20 protein-coding genes and 1 other RNA gene are annotated in these 22235 nt (G+C 68.3%); 9 read left to right on the top strand and 12 right to left on the bottom strand.

Features of this window, described 5'->3' with window-relative positions; all coding sequences use genetic code 11:
* The first annotated feature begins 111 nt into the window (after positions 1–111).
* Together V5F26_RS19580 and V5F26_RS19585 are read left to right on the top strand one after the other, a co-directional pair.
* Positions 112–1365 (top strand): GGDEF domain-containing protein, encoded by a 1254-nt coding sequence (locus V5F26_RS19580; RefSeq protein ID WP_234053037.1) that lies wholly within the window; start codon positions 112–114, stop codon positions 1363–1365.
* 30 nt (positions 1366–1395) lie between these two features.
* The gene (locus V5F26_RS19585) at positions 1396–2295 is read left to right on the top strand and encodes a 50S ribosomal protein L11 methyltransferase (RefSeq protein WP_394946595.1); all 900 of its coding nucleotides are present in this window, start codon (positions 1396–1398) and stop codon (positions 2293–2295) included.
* A 493-nt stretch (positions 2296–2788) separates the two neighbouring features.
* Here V5F26_RS19585 and V5F26_RS19590 read toward each other — a convergent pair whose 3' ends face one another.
* Complete coding sequence (locus tag V5F26_RS19590; RefSeq protein WP_234053039.1) at positions 2789–2986, bottom strand: hypothetical protein; 198 nt, start codon at positions 2984–2986, stop codon at positions 2789–2791.
* Between the two features lie 377 nt (positions 2987–3363).
* Entirely contained in the window at positions 3364–3873 is a 510-nt protein-coding gene (locus V5F26_RS19595) for a thioesterase family protein (RefSeq protein ID WP_394058627.1), read from the bottom strand.
* A gap of 220 nt (positions 3874–4093) precedes the next feature.
* Here V5F26_RS19595 and V5F26_RS19600 point away from each other — a divergent pair, with 220 nt between their 5' ends.
* Positions 4094–5506: an FAD-binding oxidoreductase gene (locus V5F26_RS19600; RefSeq protein ID WP_234053041.1), complete on the top strand. Its 1413-nt coding sequence runs from the start codon at positions 4094–4096 to the stop codon at positions 5504–5506.
* Between the two features lie 208 nt (positions 5507–5714).
* The gene (locus tag V5F26_RS19605; protein WP_394946596.1) at positions 5715–9680 is read left to right on the top strand and encodes an AsmA family protein; all 3966 of its coding nucleotides are present in this window, start codon (positions 5715–5717) and stop codon (positions 9678–9680) included.
* A 262-nt stretch (positions 9681–9942) separates the two neighbouring features.
* Here V5F26_RS19605 and V5F26_RS19610 read toward each other — a convergent pair whose 3' ends face one another.
* From V5F26_RS19610 to V5F26_RS19635, 6 genes are all read right to left on the bottom strand, one after another.
* The gene (locus V5F26_RS19610) at positions 9943–10461 is read right to left on the bottom strand and encodes a dihydrofolate reductase (protein ID WP_394946597.1); all 519 of its coding nucleotides are present in this window, start codon (positions 10459–10461) and stop codon (positions 9943–9945) included.
* Positions 10458–11729, bottom strand: a complete 1272-nt coding sequence (locus V5F26_RS19615) for a flavin monoamine oxidase family protein (protein WP_394946598.1) — start codon at positions 11727–11729, stop codon at positions 10458–10460. Before V5F26_RS19615 ends, V5F26_RS19610 begins: the two co-directional genes overlap by 4 nt.
* A 34-nt stretch (positions 11730–11763) precedes the next feature.
* Positions 11764–12354 carry an SspB family protein gene (locus tag V5F26_RS19620; RefSeq protein ID WP_394946599.1) on the bottom strand — a complete coding sequence of 197 codons (591 nt, stop codon included), beginning with the start codon at positions 12352–12354 and terminating at the stop codon, positions 11764–11766.
* Between the two features lie 123 nt (positions 12355–12477).
* Positions 12478–12841, bottom strand: a transfer-messenger RNA (tmRNA) gene (ssrA, locus tag V5F26_RS19625).
* A gap of 27 nt (positions 12842–12868) precedes the next feature.
* Positions 12869–13837 carry a site-specific tyrosine recombinase XerD gene (locus V5F26_RS19630; RefSeq protein WP_394946600.1) on the bottom strand — a complete coding sequence of 323 codons (969 nt, stop codon included), beginning with the start codon at positions 13835–13837 and terminating at the stop codon, positions 12869–12871.
* The gene (locus V5F26_RS19635; RefSeq protein ID WP_234054509.1) at positions 13834–14115 is read right to left on the bottom strand and encodes a hypothetical protein; all 282 of its coding nucleotides are present in this window, start codon (positions 14113–14115) and stop codon (positions 13834–13836) included. Before V5F26_RS19635 ends, V5F26_RS19630 begins: the two co-directional genes overlap by 4 nt.
* A gap of 145 nt (positions 14116–14260) precedes the next feature.
* On the opposite strand from V5F26_RS19635, the gene aroB reads away from it, so the two are divergent.
* Positions 14261–15997 carry a 3-dehydroquinate synthase gene (aroB, locus tag V5F26_RS19640; protein WP_394946813.1) on the top strand — a complete coding sequence of 579 codons (1737 nt, stop codon included), beginning with the start codon at positions 14261–14263 and terminating at the stop codon, positions 15995–15997.
* A 436-nt stretch (positions 15998–16433) separates the two neighbouring features.
* On the opposite strand, the gene V5F26_RS19645 is transcribed toward aroB, so the two are convergent.
* The 3 genes from V5F26_RS19645 to nth all read right to left on the bottom strand — a co-directional run bounded on the left by V5F26_RS19645 (position 16434) and on the right by nth (position 18935).
* Entirely contained in the window at positions 16434–17342 is a 909-nt protein-coding gene (locus V5F26_RS19645; RefSeq protein WP_394946601.1) for an alpha/beta fold hydrolase, read from the bottom strand.
* A 39-nt stretch (positions 17343–17381) separates the two neighbouring features.
* Complete coding sequence (locus tag V5F26_RS19650; protein WP_394946602.1) at positions 17382–17981, bottom strand: DUF2087 domain-containing protein; 600 nt, start codon at positions 17979–17981, stop codon at positions 17382–17384.
* A gap of 207 nt (positions 17982–18188) precedes the next feature.
* On the bottom strand, positions 18189–18935 hold the full coding sequence (nth, locus tag V5F26_RS19655; RefSeq protein ID WP_394946814.1) for an endonuclease III: 747 nt from the start codon (positions 18933–18935) through the stop codon (positions 18189–18191).
* Positions 18936–19221: 286 nt separating this feature from the next.
* Between nth and V5F26_RS19660 the strand changes: the two genes are divergently transcribed.
* Positions 19222–19767, top strand: coding sequence for a DUF2244 domain-containing protein (locus V5F26_RS19660; RefSeq protein ID WP_394946603.1), 546 nt, complete (start codon positions 19222–19224; stop codon positions 19765–19767).
* Positions 19760–20485: a hypothetical protein gene (locus tag V5F26_RS19665; RefSeq protein WP_394946604.1), complete on the top strand. Its 726-nt coding sequence runs from the start codon at positions 19760–19762 to the stop codon at positions 20483–20485. The genes V5F26_RS19660 and V5F26_RS19665 overlap by 8 nt, the downstream gene beginning before the upstream one ends.
* Before the next feature lie 8 nt (positions 20486–20493).
* Here V5F26_RS19665 and V5F26_RS19670 read toward each other — a convergent pair whose 3' ends face one another.
* On the bottom strand, positions 20494–20802 hold the full coding sequence (locus V5F26_RS19670) for an ArsR/SmtB family transcription factor (protein ID WP_394058644.1): 309 nt from the start codon (positions 20800–20802) through the stop codon (positions 20494–20496).
* Between the two features lie 88 nt (positions 20803–20890).
* Here V5F26_RS19670 and V5F26_RS19675 point away from each other — a divergent pair, with 88 nt between their 5' ends.
* Together V5F26_RS19675 and V5F26_RS19680 are read left to right on the top strand one after the other, a co-directional pair.
* Positions 20891–21094, top strand: coding sequence for a YgaP family membrane protein (locus V5F26_RS19675; protein WP_234053052.1), 204 nt, complete (start codon positions 20891–20893; stop codon positions 21092–21094).
* A 35-nt stretch (positions 21095–21129) separates the two neighbouring features.
* Positions 21130–22218, top strand: a complete 1089-nt coding sequence (locus tag V5F26_RS19680; protein WP_394946605.1) for an efflux RND transporter periplasmic adaptor subunit — start codon at positions 21130–21132, stop codon at positions 22216–22218.
* Positions 22219–22235 lie beyond the last annotated feature (17 nt).

Raw genomic sequence — 22235 nt, forward strand, 5'->3', positions numbered from 1 at the left:
TCCTTGTCGCGCGGTGGGAGGTGCCTTCCCAAGCGGCATCCGGTAGCCAACGCATTCTCTCCTCCCTGCGAACGGCGCCGCCGCCGGGTCGCTCGGTGTCGCATCCGACCCATGGCCCTGCTGACATTGACCCCGCTCCTGCTCGCGCTGCTCCTCTATATCGGAGCCATGCTGGCGCTGTTCCGGCTGCGCGCCACCCTGGGCATCGGCACCTTCTTCTGCGCGCTGGGCAGTCTCCATTTCATGGAGACTTATCTTGCGGCCACATTCTACCTCTCATTGCCTTTTGGCGTGTCCCTTTCACCGGGCTCGGTGGTCATGTTCTCCGGCAAGCTGGCGCTGCTGCTCCTGGTCTACATCCGGGAGGATGCGGAGATGGCACGCCAACCGATCTACGGGCTGCTTCTGGGCAACGCCATCCTCATCGCCCTGGTCTCGATCCTGCGGCTGGAGTTCGCGCACGGGACGGGCCCGGCGACGAGCGAGCTCTCGTTCATGGACCAGATCGGCGGCCTCATGCTGTGGGGCACCGCGCTGCTGTTCGTGGACTGCATCGCGATGATCCTGCTTTACGAACGCATTTCGCGGCCACTGCGGCGCATGCCGGTGCTCGCCATCTGGCTGACGCTGGCGCTGGTGCTCACCTTCGATCAGGCGGGCTTCTTCACGGTGCTGCACCTCAGCGTCGGGGTTCCCCTGTCCGCCGGCCTTGGCGGCTGGATCGGCAAGCTGGTGGCCGCGGGCATCTATGCGGTCATCCTTGTCTTCTACCTCCAGCGCTATGAGCTGCACACCGCCAGCACCCCGCGCCGCCTGCGCGATGTGTTCGACGCCCTCACCTACCGGCAGCGCTATGAGGCGCTGAGCCTGGCTGCGCGCCGCGACCCGCTGACCCAGGTTCTGCACCGCGGCCAGTTCGAGCCGCTGGGGCGCGAGCTGCTCAAGCTGGCGCAGGCCACCCGCCGGCCCACAAGCCTGCTGCTCATCGACATCGACAACTTCAAGGACGTGAACGATCAGCACGGCCACCCCATGGGGGATCAGGTGCTGCGACAGGTGGCGGACGCCTTGGCCGACGCCCTGCGCCAATCGGACTATGTGGTGCGTTACGGTGGCGACGAGTTCGCCGCCTTCGCCCCGGGTGTGGACCATACCGGCGCCTTGCGGCTGGCCTCCGTTCTGCGGGCGCGCGTCGCCGCCCTGACGTTGCCGGACGGCGTGCCCACGCTCACCCTGTCGATCGGCGTCGCCACCGCACCCCATGATGGGGAGAGCTTGACGGACCTGCTCGGGGTGGCCGACAAGCGCCTTTATGCGGCCAAGGCCGGCGGACGCGACAATTTCGTCGGAGCGTTCGAAGCCTGAGGCGCCCCTGAAGTCCGGATACCGTTCCCGATGCTCGAAGGCCTTCCCCCGAACGATGCCACCCATGTGATGCGCGTGGCCGCCCCTCGCCTCGCGGCCATGCACATCTCCGACCTCATCTCCGAGAGCTTCGACCCCGCCGATGTGGCTGTGACGGACTTTGAGCGGACGGAGGACGAATGGGTGGTGGAGGTGTTCGCCGGCGAGGCGTTCGATGCCGACCGCCTGCGCGCCCTGGTGGCCGCCGCCGCGGGGGAGGAAATCGCTGCCACCGCCGTCTTTTCCGCCATCGAGGAGAAGGACTGGGTGGCCGCGAGCCTGGAAGGCCTCGCCCCGGTGAAGGTGGGTTCGTTCATGGTGCATGGTGCACATGATCGCGGGCGGGTGCCGGCCAGCGTCATCGGCATTGAGATCGAAGCCGCCCTCGCCTTCGGCACCGGGCATCATGGCACCACCCAGGGGTGCCTGGCCGCGATCGCCGACATCGCGCGCATCGGGCGGCCGCAGCGGATTCTGGATGTGGGCACCGGCACCGGCGTGCTCGCCATCGCCGCCGCTCGCCGCTTTCACACCCAGGTGGTGGCCAGCGATATCGACATCGTTGCCGTGCGGACAGCCAAGGCCAATGCGCGCGCCAACAAGGCCGGGCCCGGTGTCACCCTGCTGCATGCGGCGGGCGCCGACGCCCAGAGCATCCGGGCGGCCGGCCCCTATGATCTGATCCTCGCGAATATCCTGCTGCCGCCGCTGAAGCGCCTCGCCAAGCCGCTGCGGGCGCTGCTGGCGCCGGGTGGGCGGATCGTGCTCTCGGGCCTGCTGGTGGCGCAGGAGCCGGCTGCCCTCGCCGCCTATCGCAGCCAGGGTCTCCATCTGGTTTCCCGACGTCATATCGAGGGCTGGGCCACTCTGATGCTCGCCGCCTACGACTGAACGCCCGCCCAAGGAGCGGTGATGGCGGACGCCCTTCCGCCGTCACCTTGCTGCGCGCGTCAATGCGGTTACCGCCGTCATGCGCAATCAAGCAGAGGCGCAGCCGCCTGACACCAGCGGCGTCAGCAGGGCGAGCAAAGACAAGAAAAAGGCCGCAAGAGCTTCATGCTGCGCGGCCGGTCCGCCCCCACCAAGCCTCCACCACACAGACCTGAGCCGGCGAGGGCTAAGGGCCTTTCCGCGCGAGGTGCGAACCGGTTTGCGTAGAGGAAACGCATCAAGACAAAAAGACAGACGCCTCTGTGCTTCCTGAAAAACGGAAGCCACCGAGGTCGCACGGGACCCTGTGCGGTGCGATCAGGCACACGCCATGCGCGGCCAGTTGTATTTCAGTGCATGAGGCCCGGCCCGGAGGCCGGGCCTCATCATCCGCACCCACCCTCCGGGTGCGGAGCAAACTTCAAAAGCAGGGCTCACGCGCGTCGCGAGAGGCTCACAGGCTGAGATCGCGAAAATCCTGGCCGCGGTGAGCAAGATAGCGCGCCACTTCACGCTCGGCCTGAGCGGTCCGCGCGGCGATGAGGGCATCGAACATCCGCCCCCAGAAGCCCCGTTCAGGCTTCACGGCGGAAGCGGCAGCCACATCGCGCGGGAGGGAGAACGACTTCGCGGGATAGGTCACGGCACTCATGGAGGCCTCCTGTTCCGGGTCACGTCATCCGGCATCGGTTCCGGGCACATCGCCCGTCATGACCAACAGGATATGCTGCACTGCACAGAATACGAAGAGATAGGTCAGCATAGCTGCCCTGCATTGCGTGCAATGAAGGCACGCCCCATCCGGCCCGCACCTTGCAGGCAATCCATCTCATTGATTTTGCGAAGAGTGCCGCGCTTCCGCTCAAAATTCAGGCATCGCCGACGGGTGGGGAAATACCCCCGAGGGGCGGCCATGTCAACCGCTCTCCCTGCAGCAAAGAGCACGAGCGCAGGGAGCAAAAGAAATGGCCGGCGCCCACCCTGCTGCGCGCCGGCCATCCCGTGGCGGAAGCTGAACAGAAAACCGCCTCAGCAGCGGGCAGTCATGCACACCCGGCGCCCCAGGCCATCGGGGGCCGGCAGCGCGGCATGGGTGGCGCGCATCATGGCGATACGCTCCAGAACGTCATCGGGAAAAGCGGTCACGCCCCGTGTCCTGAGGTCCACATGGAGCGCCACCTGCTCACAGGTGGCCGATACCCACCCTTCGGCGGCATGATGGAGCACCTGATAGAGGTGGATCCGCTTTTCGTCGTAGTCCATGAGGCGCAGAGTGACGCGCACGGGGCATTCCGGCGTGATCTCCCGAAGGAAGCGCACATGCGCTTCCGCAGTAAAGAAGGAGGCCCCTCTCTCCCGCGCATATTCAGGACCAAGGCCCAGCAGAGTTAAAGCCTCTTCCACTGCCTGGTCGAACACCAGATTATAGTAAGCCATCTTCAGGTGGCCGTTATAATCGATCCACGCCCGTTCCACCTTCCTGGCGGAGGAGACAAACGGGGCGAAGAATACAGGCTCGAAGTCGATCCGATCCAGCATGGCAGTCGCACCCTGTCTTGGAGTTGCTTTATGGGCACTCACTTTGCCCGCAGATTGGGCTATCGTCACCTCGGAAATGGAGCAAAATCTGGCGGACCGGCCGAATCAGAAATATCACTGTCAAATCGAAAACACCTCCCGATGGCCATCACCTACCACTTCCGTTCAAATGCGAATCAGCCCGCCATCGGCGGTCGCCGTCAAAGTTAAGGAAACGTAAATGCTTGCTGCAGCAGCGAACCCCGCCCCCCGCGATGGCGAGCAGGTGGCCCTTGCCATCGCCGACCTCCGCGCGGCGCTGGATCACAAGGTCGTGACGAATGCGGCCATCCGCGAGCAGCACGCCAATGTGACCACCTACCTGCCCAATGAGCCGGCCGACGCCGTGGTGATGGCAGAATGCACCCAGGATGTGCAGACGGCGGTGCGCATCTGCGCGGCCCACGGGGTGCCGGTCGTCGCCTGGGGCGCGGGCACCTCCCTGGAAGGGCAGGTGAATGCGCCGCACGGCGGGGTGTGCATCGACCTCTCGCGCATGAACCGCATCCTGGCGGTCAACAGCGCCGACCTCGACTGCGTCATCGAGCCCGGCGTCACCCGCAAGCGGCTGAACGAGGAGCTGCGCGACCAGGGCCTGTTCTTCCCCATCGACCCCGGCGCCGATGCCTCCCTGGGCGGCATGGTTTCCACCCGCGCATCCGGCACCAATGCGGTGCGCTACGGCACCATGAAGGACAATGTGCTGTCGCTGAAGGTGGTGACCGCCGACGGCAACCTCATCACGACCGCCACGCGCGCGCGCAAATCCTCGGCGGGCTACGACCTCACCCGCCTGTTCGTGGGCGCGGAGGGCACGCTCGGCATCGTCACCGAGATCACCCTGAAGCTCTACGGCATTCCGGAGGCGATCTCCTCCGCGGTGTGCCCCTTCCCCAGCATCACGGCGGCCTGCGATGCCGTCATCGCCACCATCCAGAGCGGCATTCCGGTGGCGCGCATCGAGCTTCTGGACGAGGTGCAGGTCAAGGCCTGCAACGCCTACGCCAAGCTCTCTCTCGCCGAGAGCCCGACCCTGTTCCTGGAGTTCCACGGCACCGACGCGGGTGTGGAGGAACAGGCGCAGCGCTTCGGCGCCATCGCGGAAGAGTTTGGCGGCGGCCCTTCCGTCTTTTCCACCCGGCCGGAGGAACGCTCCAAGCTGTGGCAGGCCCGGCACGATGCCTATTGGGCCGCGCTGCTGCTGCGCCCGGGCGCGAAGGCCGTGGCCACCGACGTTTGCGTGCCGATCTCGCGCCTTGCCGACTGCGTGGAGGAGACCAAGGCGGACATTGACGCCATGGGCCTGGTGGCGCCCATCGTCGGCCATGTGGGTGACGGCAATTTCCACACCGTGCTGATGGTGGACATGGCGGATGCCACCGACCTTGCCAAGGCCAAGCAGTTCATGGGCCGGCTGGTGGAACGGGCGCTCGCCATGGGCGGCACCTGCACCGGCGAGCATGGCATCGGCCAGGGCAAGATGAAATACATGGCGGCCGAACATGGCGAAGAGGCGCTCGACGTGATGCGGACCATCAAGCGGGCCCTGGATCCGGGCAACATCATGAATCCCGGCAAGGTCGTCACCCTCTGACCACCTACGGGCGCCGGTTGCGGGGCAAGCGGAAAAGCCGCCCCTGCTCGCGGCATCCACACACCTTCTTCCTGCGAACCGGAATGCGCGGCGCAAGAAATTTCCGTAAGGACGGCAGGAGCGGCTTTCGCGCTGCAACAATGACGCGAAGATGCGCCACAATGGAGCCGAAACGGCCCGCCGGCGGCGGGCGATCGAGGAGACGGGCGTGCAAGGGATCCTCATCAGCCTCGCGACGGCGGTGACACTCGCCATTCTCGGCGCCTTCGCGGCGCCGCTGGTGGTGGACTGGAACGCCTGGCGCGGCACGTTCGAGCGTGAGATCGGCCAGACCCTGGGCATTCCGGTGGTCATTCGCGGCCCCATCGAGGCGGAGATCCTGCCGGCCCCGCGCGTCACCCTCTCGGACGTGACGCTGGGCGATGTGGTTTCCACCGGCGGCACGGTGCGGCAATTCAAGGCGGAACTGTCCCTCGGCGCCCTCATGCGCGGGCAGGTGGAGGCCACCGGCGTCACGCTGGTGCAGCCTCGCATGCGCATCATCATCGACAGCAATGGCCGCGTCGCCCTGCCCACCGGCGCCGGCCGCGCCGCTGATATCGGCATCGCCCGCCTGGACGTGCGGGACGGTACCCTGGACGTGCTCGACCGCGCCTCCGACCACACCCTCACCCTCAGCGACCTCGACCTGAATGGGGAGGCGCGCTCGCTCAGCGGCCCGTTCAAGCTCGACGGCGAAGTGGAGTCGGGCGGCGCGCGGTTCGCGCTGCGCTCCACCCTGGGCAAGCTCGATGAGGCCGGCACGGGCAAGCTGCGGCTGGTTCTGGACGGGCGCAACCGGCCCTACAGCATGGATCTCGACGGGGCCTTTTCCGCCACCGGCGGCGCCCTCGCCTTCGACGGGCGTGCGAGCCTCGCGCGCAAGGGTGCTGGTGGGCTCGATTCCTGGCAGTTCGCGGGCCACCTGAAGGCCTCTCCCTCACAGATCCTTGCCGACAATCTGGAACTGGCATTGGGCGGCGAGGCGACCCCCGCCCAGCTCGCCGGGGCCGCCCGCCTCAGCCTGGGCCGCGCCATCGGCCTGGATGTGGTGCTGAACGCCCGCAGCCTCGACCTCGACGCCCTCGGCGCGAGCGGCGCTGCAAGCGCCCCCTCCGCCAGCCCCGCCATCCGCCCGGCGGAAGCCCTGGCGCGCGGCCTGTGGACCCTCGCCGACCTGCCCTCGCCCGACATCGCCTCCAAGATCGGCGTTTCGGCGGAACAGCTGGTGCTCGGCGGCACCCTGGTTCGGGATGTGCGGCTCGACATCACCGGAGGCCCCACCGGCTGGCGCGTCGATACCGCGGAGGCAAAGCTTCCCGGCAAGGCCGCGCTGAAAGCCTCCGGCGCGCCGGAGGGCCAGGGCTTCGCCGGCGCCCTCAACTTCAGCGCAGAGGACCCCGCCGCCTTCCTGCGCTGGGCCGCGCCCGACGCCGCCCGCGACATCGCCGGGGTGGTAAAGGCGCCCGCGCGCATGGCCACGCGGCTGAAGGTCTCGCCCGGCGCGCTCACCCTCGACAATCTCAACGCCGCCTTCGGCGATGGCCGGCTCACCGGCACCATCGCCGCCGCCCTGCCCACCAGCGGCGGACCGAAGCTGGACATGACCCTGGCGATGGACGGCTTCGACCTCGACCCCCTGGTGGCGGCGATGCAGCGGACCGCGACCGCCGTGGGTGGTGGCGCCGATGCGGCGCTGAAGCTCGACGGGCACGACCTCACCGTCGCCGGCCAGCCCCTGGGCAGCCTCGCCCTGGAGGCCAGCGCCACCGGTGGAAGCTGGCGCGTGAAGCGCATGGTGATGGACGACCTGGGGGGCATCCATCTGGAAGGGGCAGGCTGGATGGAGAATTTCTCCACCACGCCCCGCGGCGAATTCAACCTCACCATGGCGGGCGCCAAGGCCGATGGCCTGGTGCCGGTGGCGCGCCTGATGGCCGGCCCGGAAACGGCAGACGTGCTCGCCCGCCTGGCGCCCGTTGCGGCCCCGGTGAAGCTTTCCACCGCCGTGGTGTGGAGCGAAGCCGGCGGGCGCGCCATCACCAGCGCCGGGCGCCTGGGCAGCCTCTCGGGCGATGTGGCCTTCACCCGCAGCGCGGCCGGCGTGCCCATGGCGGTGAAGCTCAATGCCGATGCGGCCGACGGCGCCGCCGTCCTTGGCGCGCTGGGCATTGAGGGGCTCAATCCGCGCCTCGGTTCCGTACATGGCGAATTCAGCCTTGCCCCTCTCACCCAGGGCGAAGGCGATGTGCGGGCCCGCCTCACGGCCACCGGCGTCACCCTCCAGGCCGAGGGCCGCGCGCGCATGGTCAAGGACGCCATCGAGCCTCGCCTTTCCGTACGGGCCGATGGCGCTGACCTCGGGCGCCTGCTGCCCCAGCTCGCCGCCGCCACTGACAATGGCCCGGTGCCGGCGGCGCTGGCCTTTGAGCTTTCCCGCACCGATGGCGTGTGGCGTGCGGAGAAGATCGAAGGCTCACTCGCCGGCGCGCCCGTGACCGGAAACGTCGACCTGGAACCCGGCACCGTGCCGCGCTTCACCGGCCGGCTCGCCTTCGACACCCTGTCCGTGCCGACCCTCGTCGGCCTGTTTGGCGCCCGCTCGGGGGTGGAGCCCGCCAGCTCCGCCGTCACGCCCTGGAGCACCGCGCTCTTCCGGCCCCATCCGGTGAACGGCGTGGCACTGGGCGTGGACCTGGTGGCGAGCCGCCTCGCCCTGATTGGCCCCTACGCCCTCACCACCGCCAAGCTGCGGCTAGCCAGCGACGGCGTCGACCTTGACCTCCGGGACATCACCGGCAGCTTCGGAGGCGGGCGGGTCGGCGCCCATCTGGAAGTGCGCCACCGAGGCGACGGCGTGGAGACGGAGGGCCGCCTGCTGCTCGACAAGGTGGACATTGCCGCCCTCGCCGCCCCGGCCGGCGCCAGCGCGCCCCCCACCGGTCGCGTGAGCCTCTCCCTCGACCTTGGCGGCAGCGGCCGCACCCCGCTGCAGCTGGTGCAGGGCCTGTCCGGCCAGGGCACCATCGCGGTTCAAAACCTGGAGGTGGGTGAAGCCGACCCGACGGCGCTTGCCGCCGTGCTTCAGGAGACCGCGAGCCTCGCCACGCCGCCCGACGAACGCCGCACCGCGCTCTTGTTCGATCGCGCGCTGATGCGCGGACCGCTGAAGGTCCCGGCGGCGGAATCGACGCTGAGCGCGGTTAATGGTGTGGTGCGCCTTTCTCCTGCACGGGCGCAGGTGGGCGACACCCGCCTCGCCTTTACCGGCGGCATCGACCTCGCCCGGCTGCTCATGGAGAGCGGTATTGAATATGAAGGCGCCGCCCTTTCCGGCACCAGCCCCACGGGCATACTCGCCTGGCGCGGCGTCCTCACCGATCCGGACCGCAGGGTGAGCGCCACCGGTCTCACCAGCGTCATCGCCATGCGCGCCATCGAGCGCGAGACGCGCCGGCTGGAAGAGCAGCATGGCAGCCCGGCCGGCGCTCAGCCCGCCGCCCCGGCGGCGCCTCCGCCCCCGGCTCCGTCAGCACCTCAGGTTCCCATTGCGAGCCCCGCCGCGCCCCGGCCCGTGACCCCGCAGCTACCGGCCCCGCAACCTGCGACCGCGCCGGCGAAACCGGCGGTGGCCGCCCCCGCCCGACCGGCGGCACCACAGGCCACACGTCCGGTGAGCCGCGGCAATGATGTCATCGAGCGTCGCGAATTGCCCGCGCCGCCGGCTCCGGCCACATCCCCCTTCGGCGTCTCCACCAGCGCGCCAGCGGCAGGAGCCAGCACGTCGCCGGCTCCGTTGCCTGCGCCCGCAGCATCGCATGCGCCGGCTCCTGCCGCCGCGCCGCCTGCCCCCCGTCCGCCGAACGAGGCGAACCGCTCGGCGGCGCCCCAGCCGACCGTCGCGCCCAGCGCCGCGCCACCCGCCAACGGAGCGACCACGGTGCGCCGTCCGCCGCGCCCGGCGACGCCCCCGGCCACAGCCGCGGAGCAGGCCGCGCAGCGCCCGCACGTCGCGCCGCCACGGCCACGCCAGCCAGCCACCGTAGAGCCACCGCCCCTGCCGCTGGAACCGACCCTGCCGCCCACGCGCGGATTCGGCGACCTGCCGCGTCCACCAGGCTTGGTGGGGGACTAACGCGTTCGCGCGGGAAAGGGGCACCGGTTCGCGCGGGAAAAGCGCGCACCAGCAATAGGATAGGTTGCCTCAGCGGTTCCCTGAGACACGGAGACAGTCGCGGCGCATTTCTGCGTTCTGCGACATCCGGAACATGCACTCGTGTCTGGAGTAATGGTTTTTTCCGGTCGTCGAGCGAGGCGCATTGCGTCGCGGACGTTGATCGGTCATCGCCCCGCTCGCATGCAAGCGCGGGCAGATCGCGCACAGCCACTGCAGGCCGTCAGGCGCGCTCCAGGGTCACATAGGTGAACGGCGCGTCGTCGCGCGGGCCCTGCAGTGGCCCCTCACGACGGATCTCCCGCCACAGGGAACGGTCAAATGGCGGGAAGCGGACGTCGCCTTCGGGCGACAGGTCCACTTCCGTCAGCTCCAGGGTCCGTGCCAGCGGCAGCGTGTCCGCAAACACGCGATAGCCACCGATCACCATGGCCTCATCGGCCCCGAGCGATGCCGCAGCGGCGGTGGCGGCCTCCAGGGCCGACGGCAGGTCCGCGGCCTTGATGACGCCTTCGGGAACAGTGAAGGCCGGATCGGCGCTCAGAACCACAGAAATGCGCCCCGGCAAAGGCTTGCCGATGGATTCGAACGTTCGCCGGCCCATGATCAGCGGCTTGCCCCAGGTGAGGGCACGAAACCGCTTCAAATCCGACGAGAGATGCCACGGCAAGGCGCCCTCCCGGCCGATGACGCCGTTCCGGCCCACCGCCACGACCAGCGAAAGCGGAAGGGACGCGCTCATGCAGGGCCCGCCTTTCCGAGCTGGGCCAACGCCTTGTCCGCAGCCGCGAGGCCAGACAGATGGGCTCCGTGAGCCGTTGAAAACGCAGAGCCTCCCAAGGCCTCTCCGGCAAAGAAGATGCGCTCGTCGATGCCCTCGGACAAAGTCTGGCGCAGGTCGCCCGCGCCGGGCAGCGCACAGGAATAGCCCCCGCCAATATAGGGCCGGGCGGACCACCGCGTGACCCGCGCCCGCCGGATGTGCCGTTTCAGGCCGGAAGAGAAGGCCTTTTCCAGGGCCGACGCAGCGAAATCCACCATCGCCCCCTCGCCCGCGCGCACCAGGGCCCCGGCATCGGGGCCCGCTATGTGCACCACTGCGGCGGGAGCGCCACCGGGATTGAGGATGGCGGACACCGCCAGCGCCTCCGCGCGGCTTTCGTCAAAGGCATCAAGACCCATGCGCGGCGCGACGCCGAACATGTCCTGGTCGAACAGCAGAGCCACCTTTTCCGCCACACCGAGGGGCAGGGCCGAGAAGGCCTCCCCCAGCTTCGGCGGCAAGGCCGGGGAAAATGCGAGCAGCCCCTGCGCCACCACCGCGGTGGACACGGCGACGATGGCGATGCGGCACCGCAGCCGCCCCAGCTTGGTCTCCAGCTCGATATGCGCGCCGCCGTGATCGATGCGGGAGACCGGACAATCCAGGGTGACCGGAACATCCCGCCCATGGGCGAGAATGAGATCGCCGTACCCGTCCACAACCGGCCAATTGTCGTTGCTGTCTTGATAGAGGCTGAAATCGAGCGTGGAAATCCGCTCCGGCGGGGCGGCGGACATCAGGCTCAGCCAATGGCGCGCCAACGGCTCCCAGCGGCCGAGCTCCGGCAGCACCTCGCTCGCAGCCACGTCGCGGCCGGTGCGGCCGATGGCATAGACGGCGGCAAAGGCGGCCTCCACGGCGGCCTCGGCCTCCTCGATCTCATCGGGCTTCGCGAACCGCGTGCCGAGATGGAGCATCCGTTCACCACGGCGCCCGCCCGAATCATCAAAGGCAAAGCCCAGCTTCCGCGCGATGGGCACGAAGGGATTGCGGCGCGCGTCGTGCAGCCAGTGGCATCCGAGATCGAACGGCACGCCCAGCGTCTCGCGGTCCGTTGCCGCACGGCCGCCGGGCACGCAGGCCGCTTCCAGCACCCGGAAGTCCACCCCAGCCGCAGCAAGGCGCACACCGGCCGCAAGACCAGCGGCCCCGGCCCCAATGACAGCCACCTCGGTTTCAAAGGTCACTGAAGCAACCCTTCAGCCGGCACGAAACGGCTGCTCACTTCTTGTTTCGGAAAACGTCGAGCTGCACCACCTGGGCGCCGCCCGCAGGGCGCTCGGCGGCCTCGTCCTCCACCGGAGCGTCGACGACGTCCCCGTTGGCGCTGGACACCACAGGTTCCGAAGCGGCCCCACGTGAGGGCTGCTTGAGCGCGGTGGGCACGACCGCTGGCTTCACGGCGGGGTGCTCCTCGCCCTCATCCTCGCCATCGCTTTCGGTCTCATCCTCGGGCGCGGCCAGCTCGAACTGGAGGCCGAACTTCACGGACGGATCGAAGAAGCCCTTCAGGGCCGAGAACGGAATGAGCAGCTTCTCCGGAATGCCGCCAAACGACAGCCCCACCTCGAAGGAGACGTCGGTGACGTTGAGATCCCAGAACTGGTGCTGAAGAACGATGGTCATCTCCTCCGGATACTTCTCGCGCATGCGCTGCGAGAGCCGCACGCCGGGGGCGCGGGTGTCGAAGGAGATGTAGAAATGATGGTCGCCCGGCAGGCCGTCCTTGGCCACGTCCAACAGCACGCGCCGCACGACGGAGCGCAGCGCTTCCTGGGCGAGAAGATCGTAGCGGATGTGATCGACCGACATGAGTCCGCTTGAGCCTTGTTCCCCAGCCGGACCCCCAATTCCACCGCCGCCTTCCCCAAAGGCGCCAGATCTCGCGCGGGAGCGGGGTGCGACCTTCCCGCCGATCCGGCTGCGCCGGAGGGAAGTGGAGGCTTCTGTTGCCAGGTGCCTCCGAACCCCGCCTATCCAGAGCTACCCGGTAGGACTTTGATTTGGTCTTTCAAACCGCTCACGCGGCCTGAGCAACCGGAGCATAGTTGTCGTTGGCAACTATAAGTTTAGCCCGATAACGGTGGTACAATGCCGAGCGAAAGAAAGCCCTTTACACCCTCGTCGATCCTATTTCGCCCCCGCCGGAGCCCAGCCGCCGAATAGCGGCTTGGGCTCTGGTGGAGGCGCCGGGTACCGCCCCCGGGTCCGAATGGCTTATTACGACACCCATTTATCGCTATAGCCGGCTTGCGCCGGCACGGGGAATATAGGCGCGCCCCGCCCCCCTGGAAAGGGGCGCCGGCGGACAAAGTCGTCTCTGCCCTCATCCTTCCGATAGAGGATGCAGGTCGCGCACCATGCCTTTCAGGCGTTCGTCCAGCACATGGGTGTAGATTTGCGTTGTGGATACGTCCGCATGGCCGAGCAGGGTCTGCACCACGCGCAGGTCGGCGCCGTGGGCCAGAAGGTGGCTGGCGAAGGCGTGCCGCAGCACGTGGGGCGAGAGCTTGGCCGGGTCGAGCCCCGCCGCCAGCGCCAGCTCCTTCAGGTCGCGCGCCGCCTGCTGGCGGGTCACGTGGCCGCTCTCGCCGAACGAGGGGAACAGCCAGCGCGAGGCCTCCAGCCCGGCGGCGGCGCGGGCGTCGAGCCAGGCCGCCATGGCGGCCTTGGCCGGGGCGGAGAGCGGCACCAGGCGTTCCTTCTGCCCCTTGCCCATCACCATGATGGCATCCGAGCGACTGCGGCCAGCGGATGCGGGAAGGCCCACCAGCTCCGACACGCGCAGCCCGCTCGCATAAAGCAGCTCGACGATGCACACCGTCCGCCGCCGCTTGAGCGCCTCGGCGCGGGCGGCGCGCGCGCCTGCCCCCTCGGCGGGGGCCAGATCCTCCGCGGCGCGGGCGTGGGCGGCCTCGATCAGGCGCGAAACCTCCGCCACCGTGAGCACCTTGGGCAGCGGGCGGCCGCGCTTGGGCCCTTCGAGCACGGCGGCGGGATCATCGCCCCGGTGCCCCTCGGCGAACAGGAAGCGGTAGAACTGGCGCAGCGCCGAAAGACGCCGCGCGATGGTGGTGCCCTTGAAGCCGCGCTTGTCGAGATCGGCCAGATAGGCGCGGATGGCATCGGTGCCGGCGCTGGCCAGCTTTTCATCGGCCGGGGCCTGCGGGCGCTCCGCGAGGAACGTGGAGAAGTCCTCCAGGTCGCGGCGATAGGCCTCCAGCGTGTTGGCGCTCGCCCCGCGTTCCACCGCCTGCATGTCGAGGAACAAGGCGAGGGGCCCGGACCTGCTCATTTGCCGATCCGGTCAGGGGGGACCGTGAAGGTGATCTCCCGCTCCTTTGGCTGCACCTGATTGGCCAGCACCCACAAGGCGCCGTAGCCGAGCCCGGCCAGAATGCCCAGCACCACGAGCAGACGGATGAGAGTAGGCACCGGCAGCTTCTCCCACGCCGGGCGAATCGCGACATCCCGGCCATGCGCGAAGAGGTGCCACGCTCCACCGTCGTGTTCAACCGCATTGCCCGCCTCGCTCGCCAATGGTAGAGCCCGAAGGTGTCGGCTGGAAAGCATGACTTCCACCTGTCGCGATGGCCGCGCCGTGCCCAAGGTCGAACCCGCGGGCAAACCAATCGGCGATGCGACCGGCGGGCCGGAGCCAAGGACATTTCGGGTGCAGACACAGAAGATCGAGCCGCCAGCAGAGGACACCCGGACCATGACCACGGGGCGCCCCCATGGCCAGCCCGCCACCGATGAGCTTCTGGCGCGGCTGGGCGCGCGCGCGGTGGTGCTGGTGGGCATGCCGGGCGCCGGCAAGTCGTCCGTGGGCCGTCGGCTCGCCAAGCGGCTCGGCCTGCCCTTCGTCGATGCTGACGAAGAGATCGAGCGCGCCGCCTGCATGAGCATTCCGGAGATCTTCGCCCGCCGCGGCGAGGCCGAGTTCCGCGAGGGCGAGAAGCGCGTGGTGGCCCGGCTGCTGCAATCCGGCCCCATGGTGCTCGCCACCGGCGGCGGCGCCTTCATGAGCGCGGAGACCCGCGCGGCGGTTGCCGAATACGGCATCTCGGTCTGGCTCCGGGCCGATCTGCACACCCTCCTGCGCCGGGTGAAGAAGCGCAACGACCGCCCGCTGCTGGCCCAGGGCGACCCCGGCGCCAAGCTCGCCGCCCTGCTGCGCCAGCGCGGCCCCACCTATGCCGAAGCCGACGTGGTGGTGGATTCCCGCGACGTCGCCCATGACGTGGTGGTGGACGAAGTGGTGGCATCGCTCGCCCGGCACCTGACCCTTCCTGATCGAGGACACAGCACCATGGCCGTTTCGCCTGCCCCCACCTCCCCTGCCGGCGCCCCGCGCAGCGCCGTGCGCGTGGACCTGGCGGGCCGGCCCTATGACATCCTCATCGGCCCCGGACTGCTGGCGGAAACGGGCATCCACATCACCGCCTTGCGCAAGGGCGCGCGGGTGGCCATCGTCACCGACCGCAACGTGGCGGCGGCCGGCCATCTCGCCACCGTCGAAGCCTCGCTGCGCGAGGCCGGCATCGAGCACACCGCCATCGTGGTGGAGCCGGGCGAGAAGACCAAGTGCTGGGCGGGCCTGCAGCAGGTGGTGGAAGGCCTGATCTCGGCCCGCATCGAGCGGCGCGACCTGGTGCTGGCCCTGGGCGGCGGCGTGGTCGGCGACCTCGCCGGCTTCTCCGCCTCGGTGCTGCGGCGCGGCGTGGACGTGGTGCAGGCGCCCACGACCCTGCTTTCCCAGGTGGATTCGTCCGTCGGCGGCAAGACCGGCATCAATTCGCCCCAGGGCAAGAACCTGGTGGGCACCTTCCACCAGCCGGTTCTGGTGCTGGCGGACACCGCCGCGCTCGACACCCTGCCCGTGCGCGAGGTGCGCGCCGGCTATGCGGAAGTCGCGAAATACGGCCTGCTTGGCGACCGCACCTTCTTCGAGTGGCTGGAAGCGCACCACGCCGGCGTGATCAGCGGCGGCCCCGAGCGCATCGAGGCGGTGGCGACAAGCTGCCTTGCCAAGGCCGCCGTGGTCGCACGCGACGAGAAGGAAACCGGCGACCGCGCTTTGCTCAATCTCGGCCACACCTTCGGCCATGCGCTCGAGGCCGGCGCCGGCTTCTCCGATCGCCTGTTGCATGGCGAGGGCGTGGCCATCGGCATGGCCCTGGCCTTCGCCTTCTCCGCCAAGCTTGGCCTTTGCAGCGGGCAGGACGTGACGCGGGTGGTGCGCCACCTTCAGGCGGCCGGCCTGCCCACCCGCATCGCCGACGTGCCGGGGGAGCTGCCCGATACGGACGGCCTGATGGCCCTCATCGCCCAGGACAAGAAGGTCAGCCGCGGCGCGCTCACCTTCATTCTGGCCCGCGGCATCGGCGAGGCCTTCGTGGCCAAGGACGTGGACCCCGCCCAGGTGCGCGCCTTCCTCGCCGAGGTGCGCTGAGCGCCGGCCGGCTGACTCAAGGGGCGCGCGAAGCATGTCGCTGCTATGGCGACATGCTCTAGCCCATTGAATCGACGCGCTTTCTTCGTGCGGCCCACGCTCGACTTCGCGCGACTGCGCTCTGGGACGGAGCGCCATTCCGCGACCGGGCCAACCCTTCGCCCGCGTTTGGCGGCTCTTCACGCCGTGGCTCCCTCTCCCGCTCATGGGGGAAGGCTACGGCGGGGCGGGGCATGAGTAGCGGAGGCATGGGCGGCGGGACATAGGCGGCGCCGTGCGCCGAGAATTCAGCGGCTGCGAAGGCCTGCTGCGCACTCAAAGCCACCGGTCCGACGAATTGGGCGCGCCATCCGAGAGCATTTTCCGCCCCTCCCCTCTAAGCGGAGGGCGGGGAGGCGCTTTACGCCAATCCTCGCATCCTGAAGGTCGACCAGCCCTAAACCTGGACCGCGCCCAGCAGTTCGTCCACCGCCCCGCGCACGGACGCCATGTGGGTGAACACGCCCATATGGGTGGCGTGAGGAAGGGCCAGAAGGCGGGCGCCCGGCACCGTGCGCGCCACCTCCTGCCCGTGCGCGAAGGGCACGATGCCATCATCAGTGCCATGCACCGCCAGCACCGGAACGCTTACGCCCTGCCCGCACCGCACGGGCAGCTTCGAGAATTCCTCCACGTCGTTGAGCGTGCCCGGCATGCGCTCGTCGGTGCGCAGGCACGAGCTGAGCAACAGGGCCGTCAGGAGCGGGCCGGCTTGGGGATCGGCGAACACCTGCGCCCGCTGCCCGTCATCGGGCACGAAGCCGCGCGCGGCCGCCTGCGGCCAATGGCGAACCAGCCAGGCGGGAACATGGTGGATGCCCGGGAGGCGCGCCAGGAAGTCCGCCTGGGCAAGGCCCGCGCGCGCCGCGGGCTTCGCCTCCAGCTTGCCCGTGCAGGCGCTGACGAGCACCAGGCCTCGGCACTGCGCGGCATGGTTTCGCGCAAAAGCCAAAGCGGAAGGCCCGCCGCCGGAGAAGGCCGCCACGTAAGCAGACTCTACCCCCAGAGTGGCCAGCAGGCTGGCATAAGCCTCGGCCTGCTCCTCGGCGGTGCGGCCGGTGTCGAGCGGCGTGCCCGGATAGCCCGGGCGCGCCACCGCGATGATCCGCCACCCCTCCCATCGCGCCAGCAGCGCGCGGGCGAGCAGCCAGGACTGGTCGAGCCCCCCCATGACGCCGTGCAGAGCCAGCAGCGTCGGCCCCTGCCCCCCGATGGCGCAGGCCAGCGGCCCACGCGGGGTTTCGATGATCCGAGGCTTGGGGATCTGCTCCAGCAATCTTTCCGCCGCGTACGCCACAGGGTGCATCCCCTCGCTCCGTGGAGTGCGGCCCGCGCGGGCCGCGACTCATGAGTGTCGAACATTCCCCGGATTGCGGGAAATGTGAACCTGAACCGCCGCGCCCGGCGGCTGCGACGTGCGCTGCGCCACCCGGCGAATGAGCGCGAGCGCCTCCACGGGAGGCCTCTGCTCGATCCGGCGATAAGCGCGCCCGTCAGCCGTGCGCCACACCATCGCACGATCCACCATCTCCCGCCGCAGCAAGGCGTGGTCCTCGAACAGATGGCGGGCATTCATGAGTGCGTTGATCTCGGCTTCCGAGAGCGTCTCGCCGGCGGGCAGGTGGGACCACAGCTGCCACAGGCACAGCACGCGCCAGCTTTCCTTGCCGGGCCAGCGGGTGAGCCGCCCCTCGGCATCGAACAGGCGCGCCACCCGCTCCAGCCGCTTCTCGTCGACCGGCTCTGCGGGCGGCGACGGGGGCAGGCTCCGCGCCTGTGTCACGGTTCGAAAATGCTGGAAGTTGCGGTGCCCGCCGGCGCGCGCCAGCATGTTGAGCAGCTCGAGATGGCTCGGCAGGTGATTGCATTGGGCGAGCTGCCCCCGCAGGGCGCGCGCGAAAGCGGAAATGTCGTCCGCCGCAAGGGCAAAGACCGATCTGGACATGACTTATCCTCGACACTGCGCCGATGGTCCGGGAAACGGATGTCGTTGGTCACCGGCTTGCGACGCGGCGCGGGATAAGCTGTCGGTCGAACGTGAACGAGGCAGGTTTAGCTCCCCTTTCGGGGCGGTGACGCCTGGGTGAACTGCGGACCCTGCGTTTCAACTAGCCCACAGGGGCCGCGAATTCAAGCCGATGCCCCTGCGGCATCAGAAATGCTTTTCGGGCCAGCGGCACAGATCGACGATAAGGCAGCGGCCGCATTCGGGCTGGCGGGCCTTACAGATGTAGCGGCCATGCAGGATCAGCCAATGGTGGGCGTGGAGCTTGAAGCGGTCCGGAATGCGGGCCTCCAGCGCCTCTTCCACCGCCAGCGGCGTCGCGCCAGGGGCAAGGCCGGTGCGGTTGGCCACCCGGAACAGGTGCGTATCCACCGCAATGGTGGGTTCGCCAAAGGCGATGTTGAGCACCACATTGGCGGTCTTGCGGCCGACGCCCGGCAGCGCCTCCAGCGCCTCGCGGTCGCGCGGCACCTCGCCATGGTGGCGCTCCAGCAGCAGGCGCGAAAGCTCCACCACGTTCTTCGCCTTGTTCTTGAACAGGCCCAGGGTGCGAATGTAATGGGCCACCTGCTCCTCCCCCAGCGCCACCATGGCCGCGGGCGTGGGGGCGGCGGCGAACAGGCCCTTGGTCGCCTTGTTCACGCCCGTGTCGGTGGCCTGGGCGGAAAGCACCACGGCCACCAACAGGGTGTAGGGGTCGGTGTGGTCCAGTTCGCCCTTGGGCTCGGGATCCTGCTTCTCAAAGCGGGAGAAGGCCTCGACGATCTCAGCCTCGCTCCAGGATGTCACGGTCTTGCCGTAGGCCGCCGCCGCCGCATTGGCCACCGCCTTGCTGCGGCGGGGCGCGGCAACGGGCTCGGCCGCCTTCGCCGCCCCTTTGCGCTTGGGCGCCATCGCGCCTTTCGTGCTGGCTGAAGGCTTGCCCTTCGCTGCGCCTTTGCCGGCGCCCTTGGGGGCTGCTTCGCCCGAGGTCGCCGCCTTGGCCAAGGCCGTGCGCCCCTTGCCGTTTCCCCCCTTGGCCGTCGCGGCAACGGCGGCGTCGGAAGCGGCGGCCTTGCGGCGCTTCGGCCGGGCCGGGGGCGGAGAGATCAGGTCGGCCAGGGGATCAATGCTGTCCTCGGCGACGGGCGGCTGCGGAGCGGGCGGCTTTCGTGGCATTTTTCCCGTATACTGCCGCCCCATGAGCGACGCTACCGATCCGAGCCTGAGCCGAAAGGACGCGCGCGGGAACCTCGCCGCAGCGGCGAGCGATCCGGTCGTCTATGCCGTCACGCTCGCGCCCCATCGCTCGCTCTCGCCAACGGGCTTCCGGCTCCTGATGGGGGCCGTGGGGCTGGTGAGCTTCGGCTCAGGCTGCCTGTTCCTGGCCATGGGTGCCTGGCCGGTGTTCGGCTTCTTCGGGCTGGACGTGCTGCTGCTGTACCTCGCCTTCCGCGCCAGCTACGGCGCGGCGCGGGCGCGGGAGCACATCACGGTCACCACCACCCTGATCGAAGTGAAAAAGGAGCCCGCGCGCGGGCACCCCACCACCGAGCGCCTCAACCCCTTCTGGACCCGCCTTTTCCGCCGCGACGACGAAGACTTCGGTACCCAGGAAGTGGCCCTGGTGAGCGGCCCGCGACGGGTGGCCGTGGGCGGCTTCCTGGGACCGGAGGAAAAGGGACGGCTTGCAGGGGAGCTGGGGGAGGCGATTAAGGCCGTGAGGCGAGGAGGCGCGATTGCTTAGCCTTGCAAAAATCACAACGAAGCGCCGGGACGAATTCGAATTCCTGCTACTTCTTAAATTTGGCCAAAAGCAACACCTAGAGGCATTGCGTGAACTTGGCTCTATACGCCTAAATCATATAAATTATTTTTCTTCTTTAGAAGACAATAAAGTTCGAGGCGACAGCCTGGAGGGAGCATCGCACATAATACAGCCGCACGACATAAGCGATATCCTATTTTACTTCGAACACGGACCCGTCCGATCTGTAACGGTGAAAACAGAGGATCTAGGCGGCCCCGTCATCACAAGATATGCAGAAAATAATTATACACATATATTCTGCAGCTATGCCGTCCGACGACCGACAGATCTATTTCCAATAGATAAGCGAGTAGCGGAGTTTGGCGAGCATTTTATAATCATAAGCCCAATTGAGTTCGTCGACATTTTAAAAAATAATTTGAAACAACAAAAAATTGGCATCGGCGGCGAACACGTGGAATATTTTTCAGAAGATATGTATAGCGGGCACCTTACGGAATTTAGCAAAAGCGACATCTATAAGTGGCAAAGCGAATTTAGAGTTGCGATTCGCGCCCCCACTCGGGACCCAGTCACGCTGACGGTTGGCAATCTGTCGCACATCACGTCACCTGTGTTGCCAATAGACGCTTTAGACACGCTCAACTTCACCGCAGCGGAGGCCCGCCAAAGGGGGTTCATCTGGGAACCGTAGACGCCCCTTCAACACCCCGCCAACTTCCCACAGAAGGCATCGTGGAGCGCCTCCACCACCTGGGTCACTTCGGGGCGGGCGATGCGGTAGAAGACGCTGGTGCCTTCGCGGCGGGCGGAGACGAGGCCGTCCGCCCGCAGGCGCATGAGCTGCTGCGACATGGGCACCTGCTCGATGCCCAGCTCCTCGCGCAGCTGCGCGACGGATTTTTCCTCACCCCCCAGCGCACACAGCACCAGGAGCCGTTGCGGATGGGACAGAGAGCGCATCAGCTCCGCCGCCTTCTCCGAAGCCGGGATCATATCAACTACATTCATGATCTTGAATTTATAACTTTTGAATGTTATCTGCAACCCAGAGAACGCGGAGCGCTTCCCGCCCCGCCCGCAATCGGGAGAGAGAATAATGTCGGTCGATCGCGCCGTCATGATGTTTGCCGGGTTCATGGTGCTTTTGTCCCTGGCCCTGGGCGTTTTTGTGTCGCCCTACTGGTTCTGGCTCACCGCCTTCGTGGGCGTGAACCTGATGCAGGCCTCCGTCACCGGTTTCTGCCCGGCGGCCATGATCTTCAAGAAGCTCGGCCTCAAGACCGGCTGCGCTTTCTCCTGAGCACTCGGCGGCACAGCCGCCCGGAACGGAACATCATGTCCCCTGCCCTTCTCCGCGCGCCCTCGCTCGCTGCGGCCCTTTGCGGCGCCGCGATTGTCGCCCTTTCCGCCAACCTTCCCGGCGCGCCAGCCCTGGCGCAGGCACTTCCGCCTGCGCCGCAGCTCGCCACCGGGCCTTCGGAAAAGGCCCCCTTCCTGGTACAGCGCCTGGACGTTCCCGAGATGAAAGGCGTGTTCGGCGAGGTGGAAAGCCGCACCGTCGTGCCGGCCCGCGCCCGAATCGGCGGCACCGTGCGCGAGGTGAAGGTCACCGAGGGCAGCGAGGTGAAGAAGGGGGATGAGATCGCCCTGGTGGTGGACGACAAGCTCACCCTCACCCTCAACGCGGCAGAGGCCAAGATCAAGGAGCTGAAGTCCCAGCTCGAGAATGCCACCACCGAGCTGGACCGCGCCCAGCAGCTGCAGGCCAAGGGCTTCGCCAGCCAGAGCCGGGTGGACACTGCCAAGACCCAGTTCGACGTGGCCGCCAATCAGGTGGCCGCGGCGGAAGCCGACCGCGCCGTGGTGGTGCAGCGCGAGCGCGAGGGCGCCGTGCTCGCCCCCGCCGACGGGCGCGTGCTGACCGTTCCGGTCACCCCCGGCTCCGTGGTGCTGGCGGGCGACGAGATCGCCCGCATCGCCTCGGGCCAATATTATCTGCGCCTGTCCTTGCCCGAGCGCCATGCGGCCAACATCCATGAAGGCGGGCTCGTGCGCATCGGCCAGCGGGGCATTTCGGTGCAGACCGCCGGCGACATCGCCACGGCGCGGGAAGGCCGCATCGTGAAGGTCTATCCGGAGATCACCGGCGGCCGCGTGATGGCCGACGTGGATGTGGCGGGCCTGGGCGACTATTTCGTCAATGAACGCACCCTCGTGTGGATCGAGATCGGCCGCCGCCCGGTGCTGGCGGTGCCGCCTGAGGCCGTCACCACCCGCCATGGCGTGGATTATGTGCGCCTGATGACGCCGCAGGGCCCCATGGACGTGGCGGTGGTGCTGGGCGAGCGCTTCGCCCAGAACGGCAAGCCGCGCGTGGAGGTCCTCACCGGCCTTGCCGACGGCGACAAGGTGGTGATGCCGTGAGCAACACTCCCGAGCCC

The organism is Xanthobacter variabilis (assembly GCF_043831965.2).
GTDB lineage: Bacteria > Pseudomonadota > Alphaproteobacteria > Rhizobiales > Xanthobacteraceae > Xanthobacter.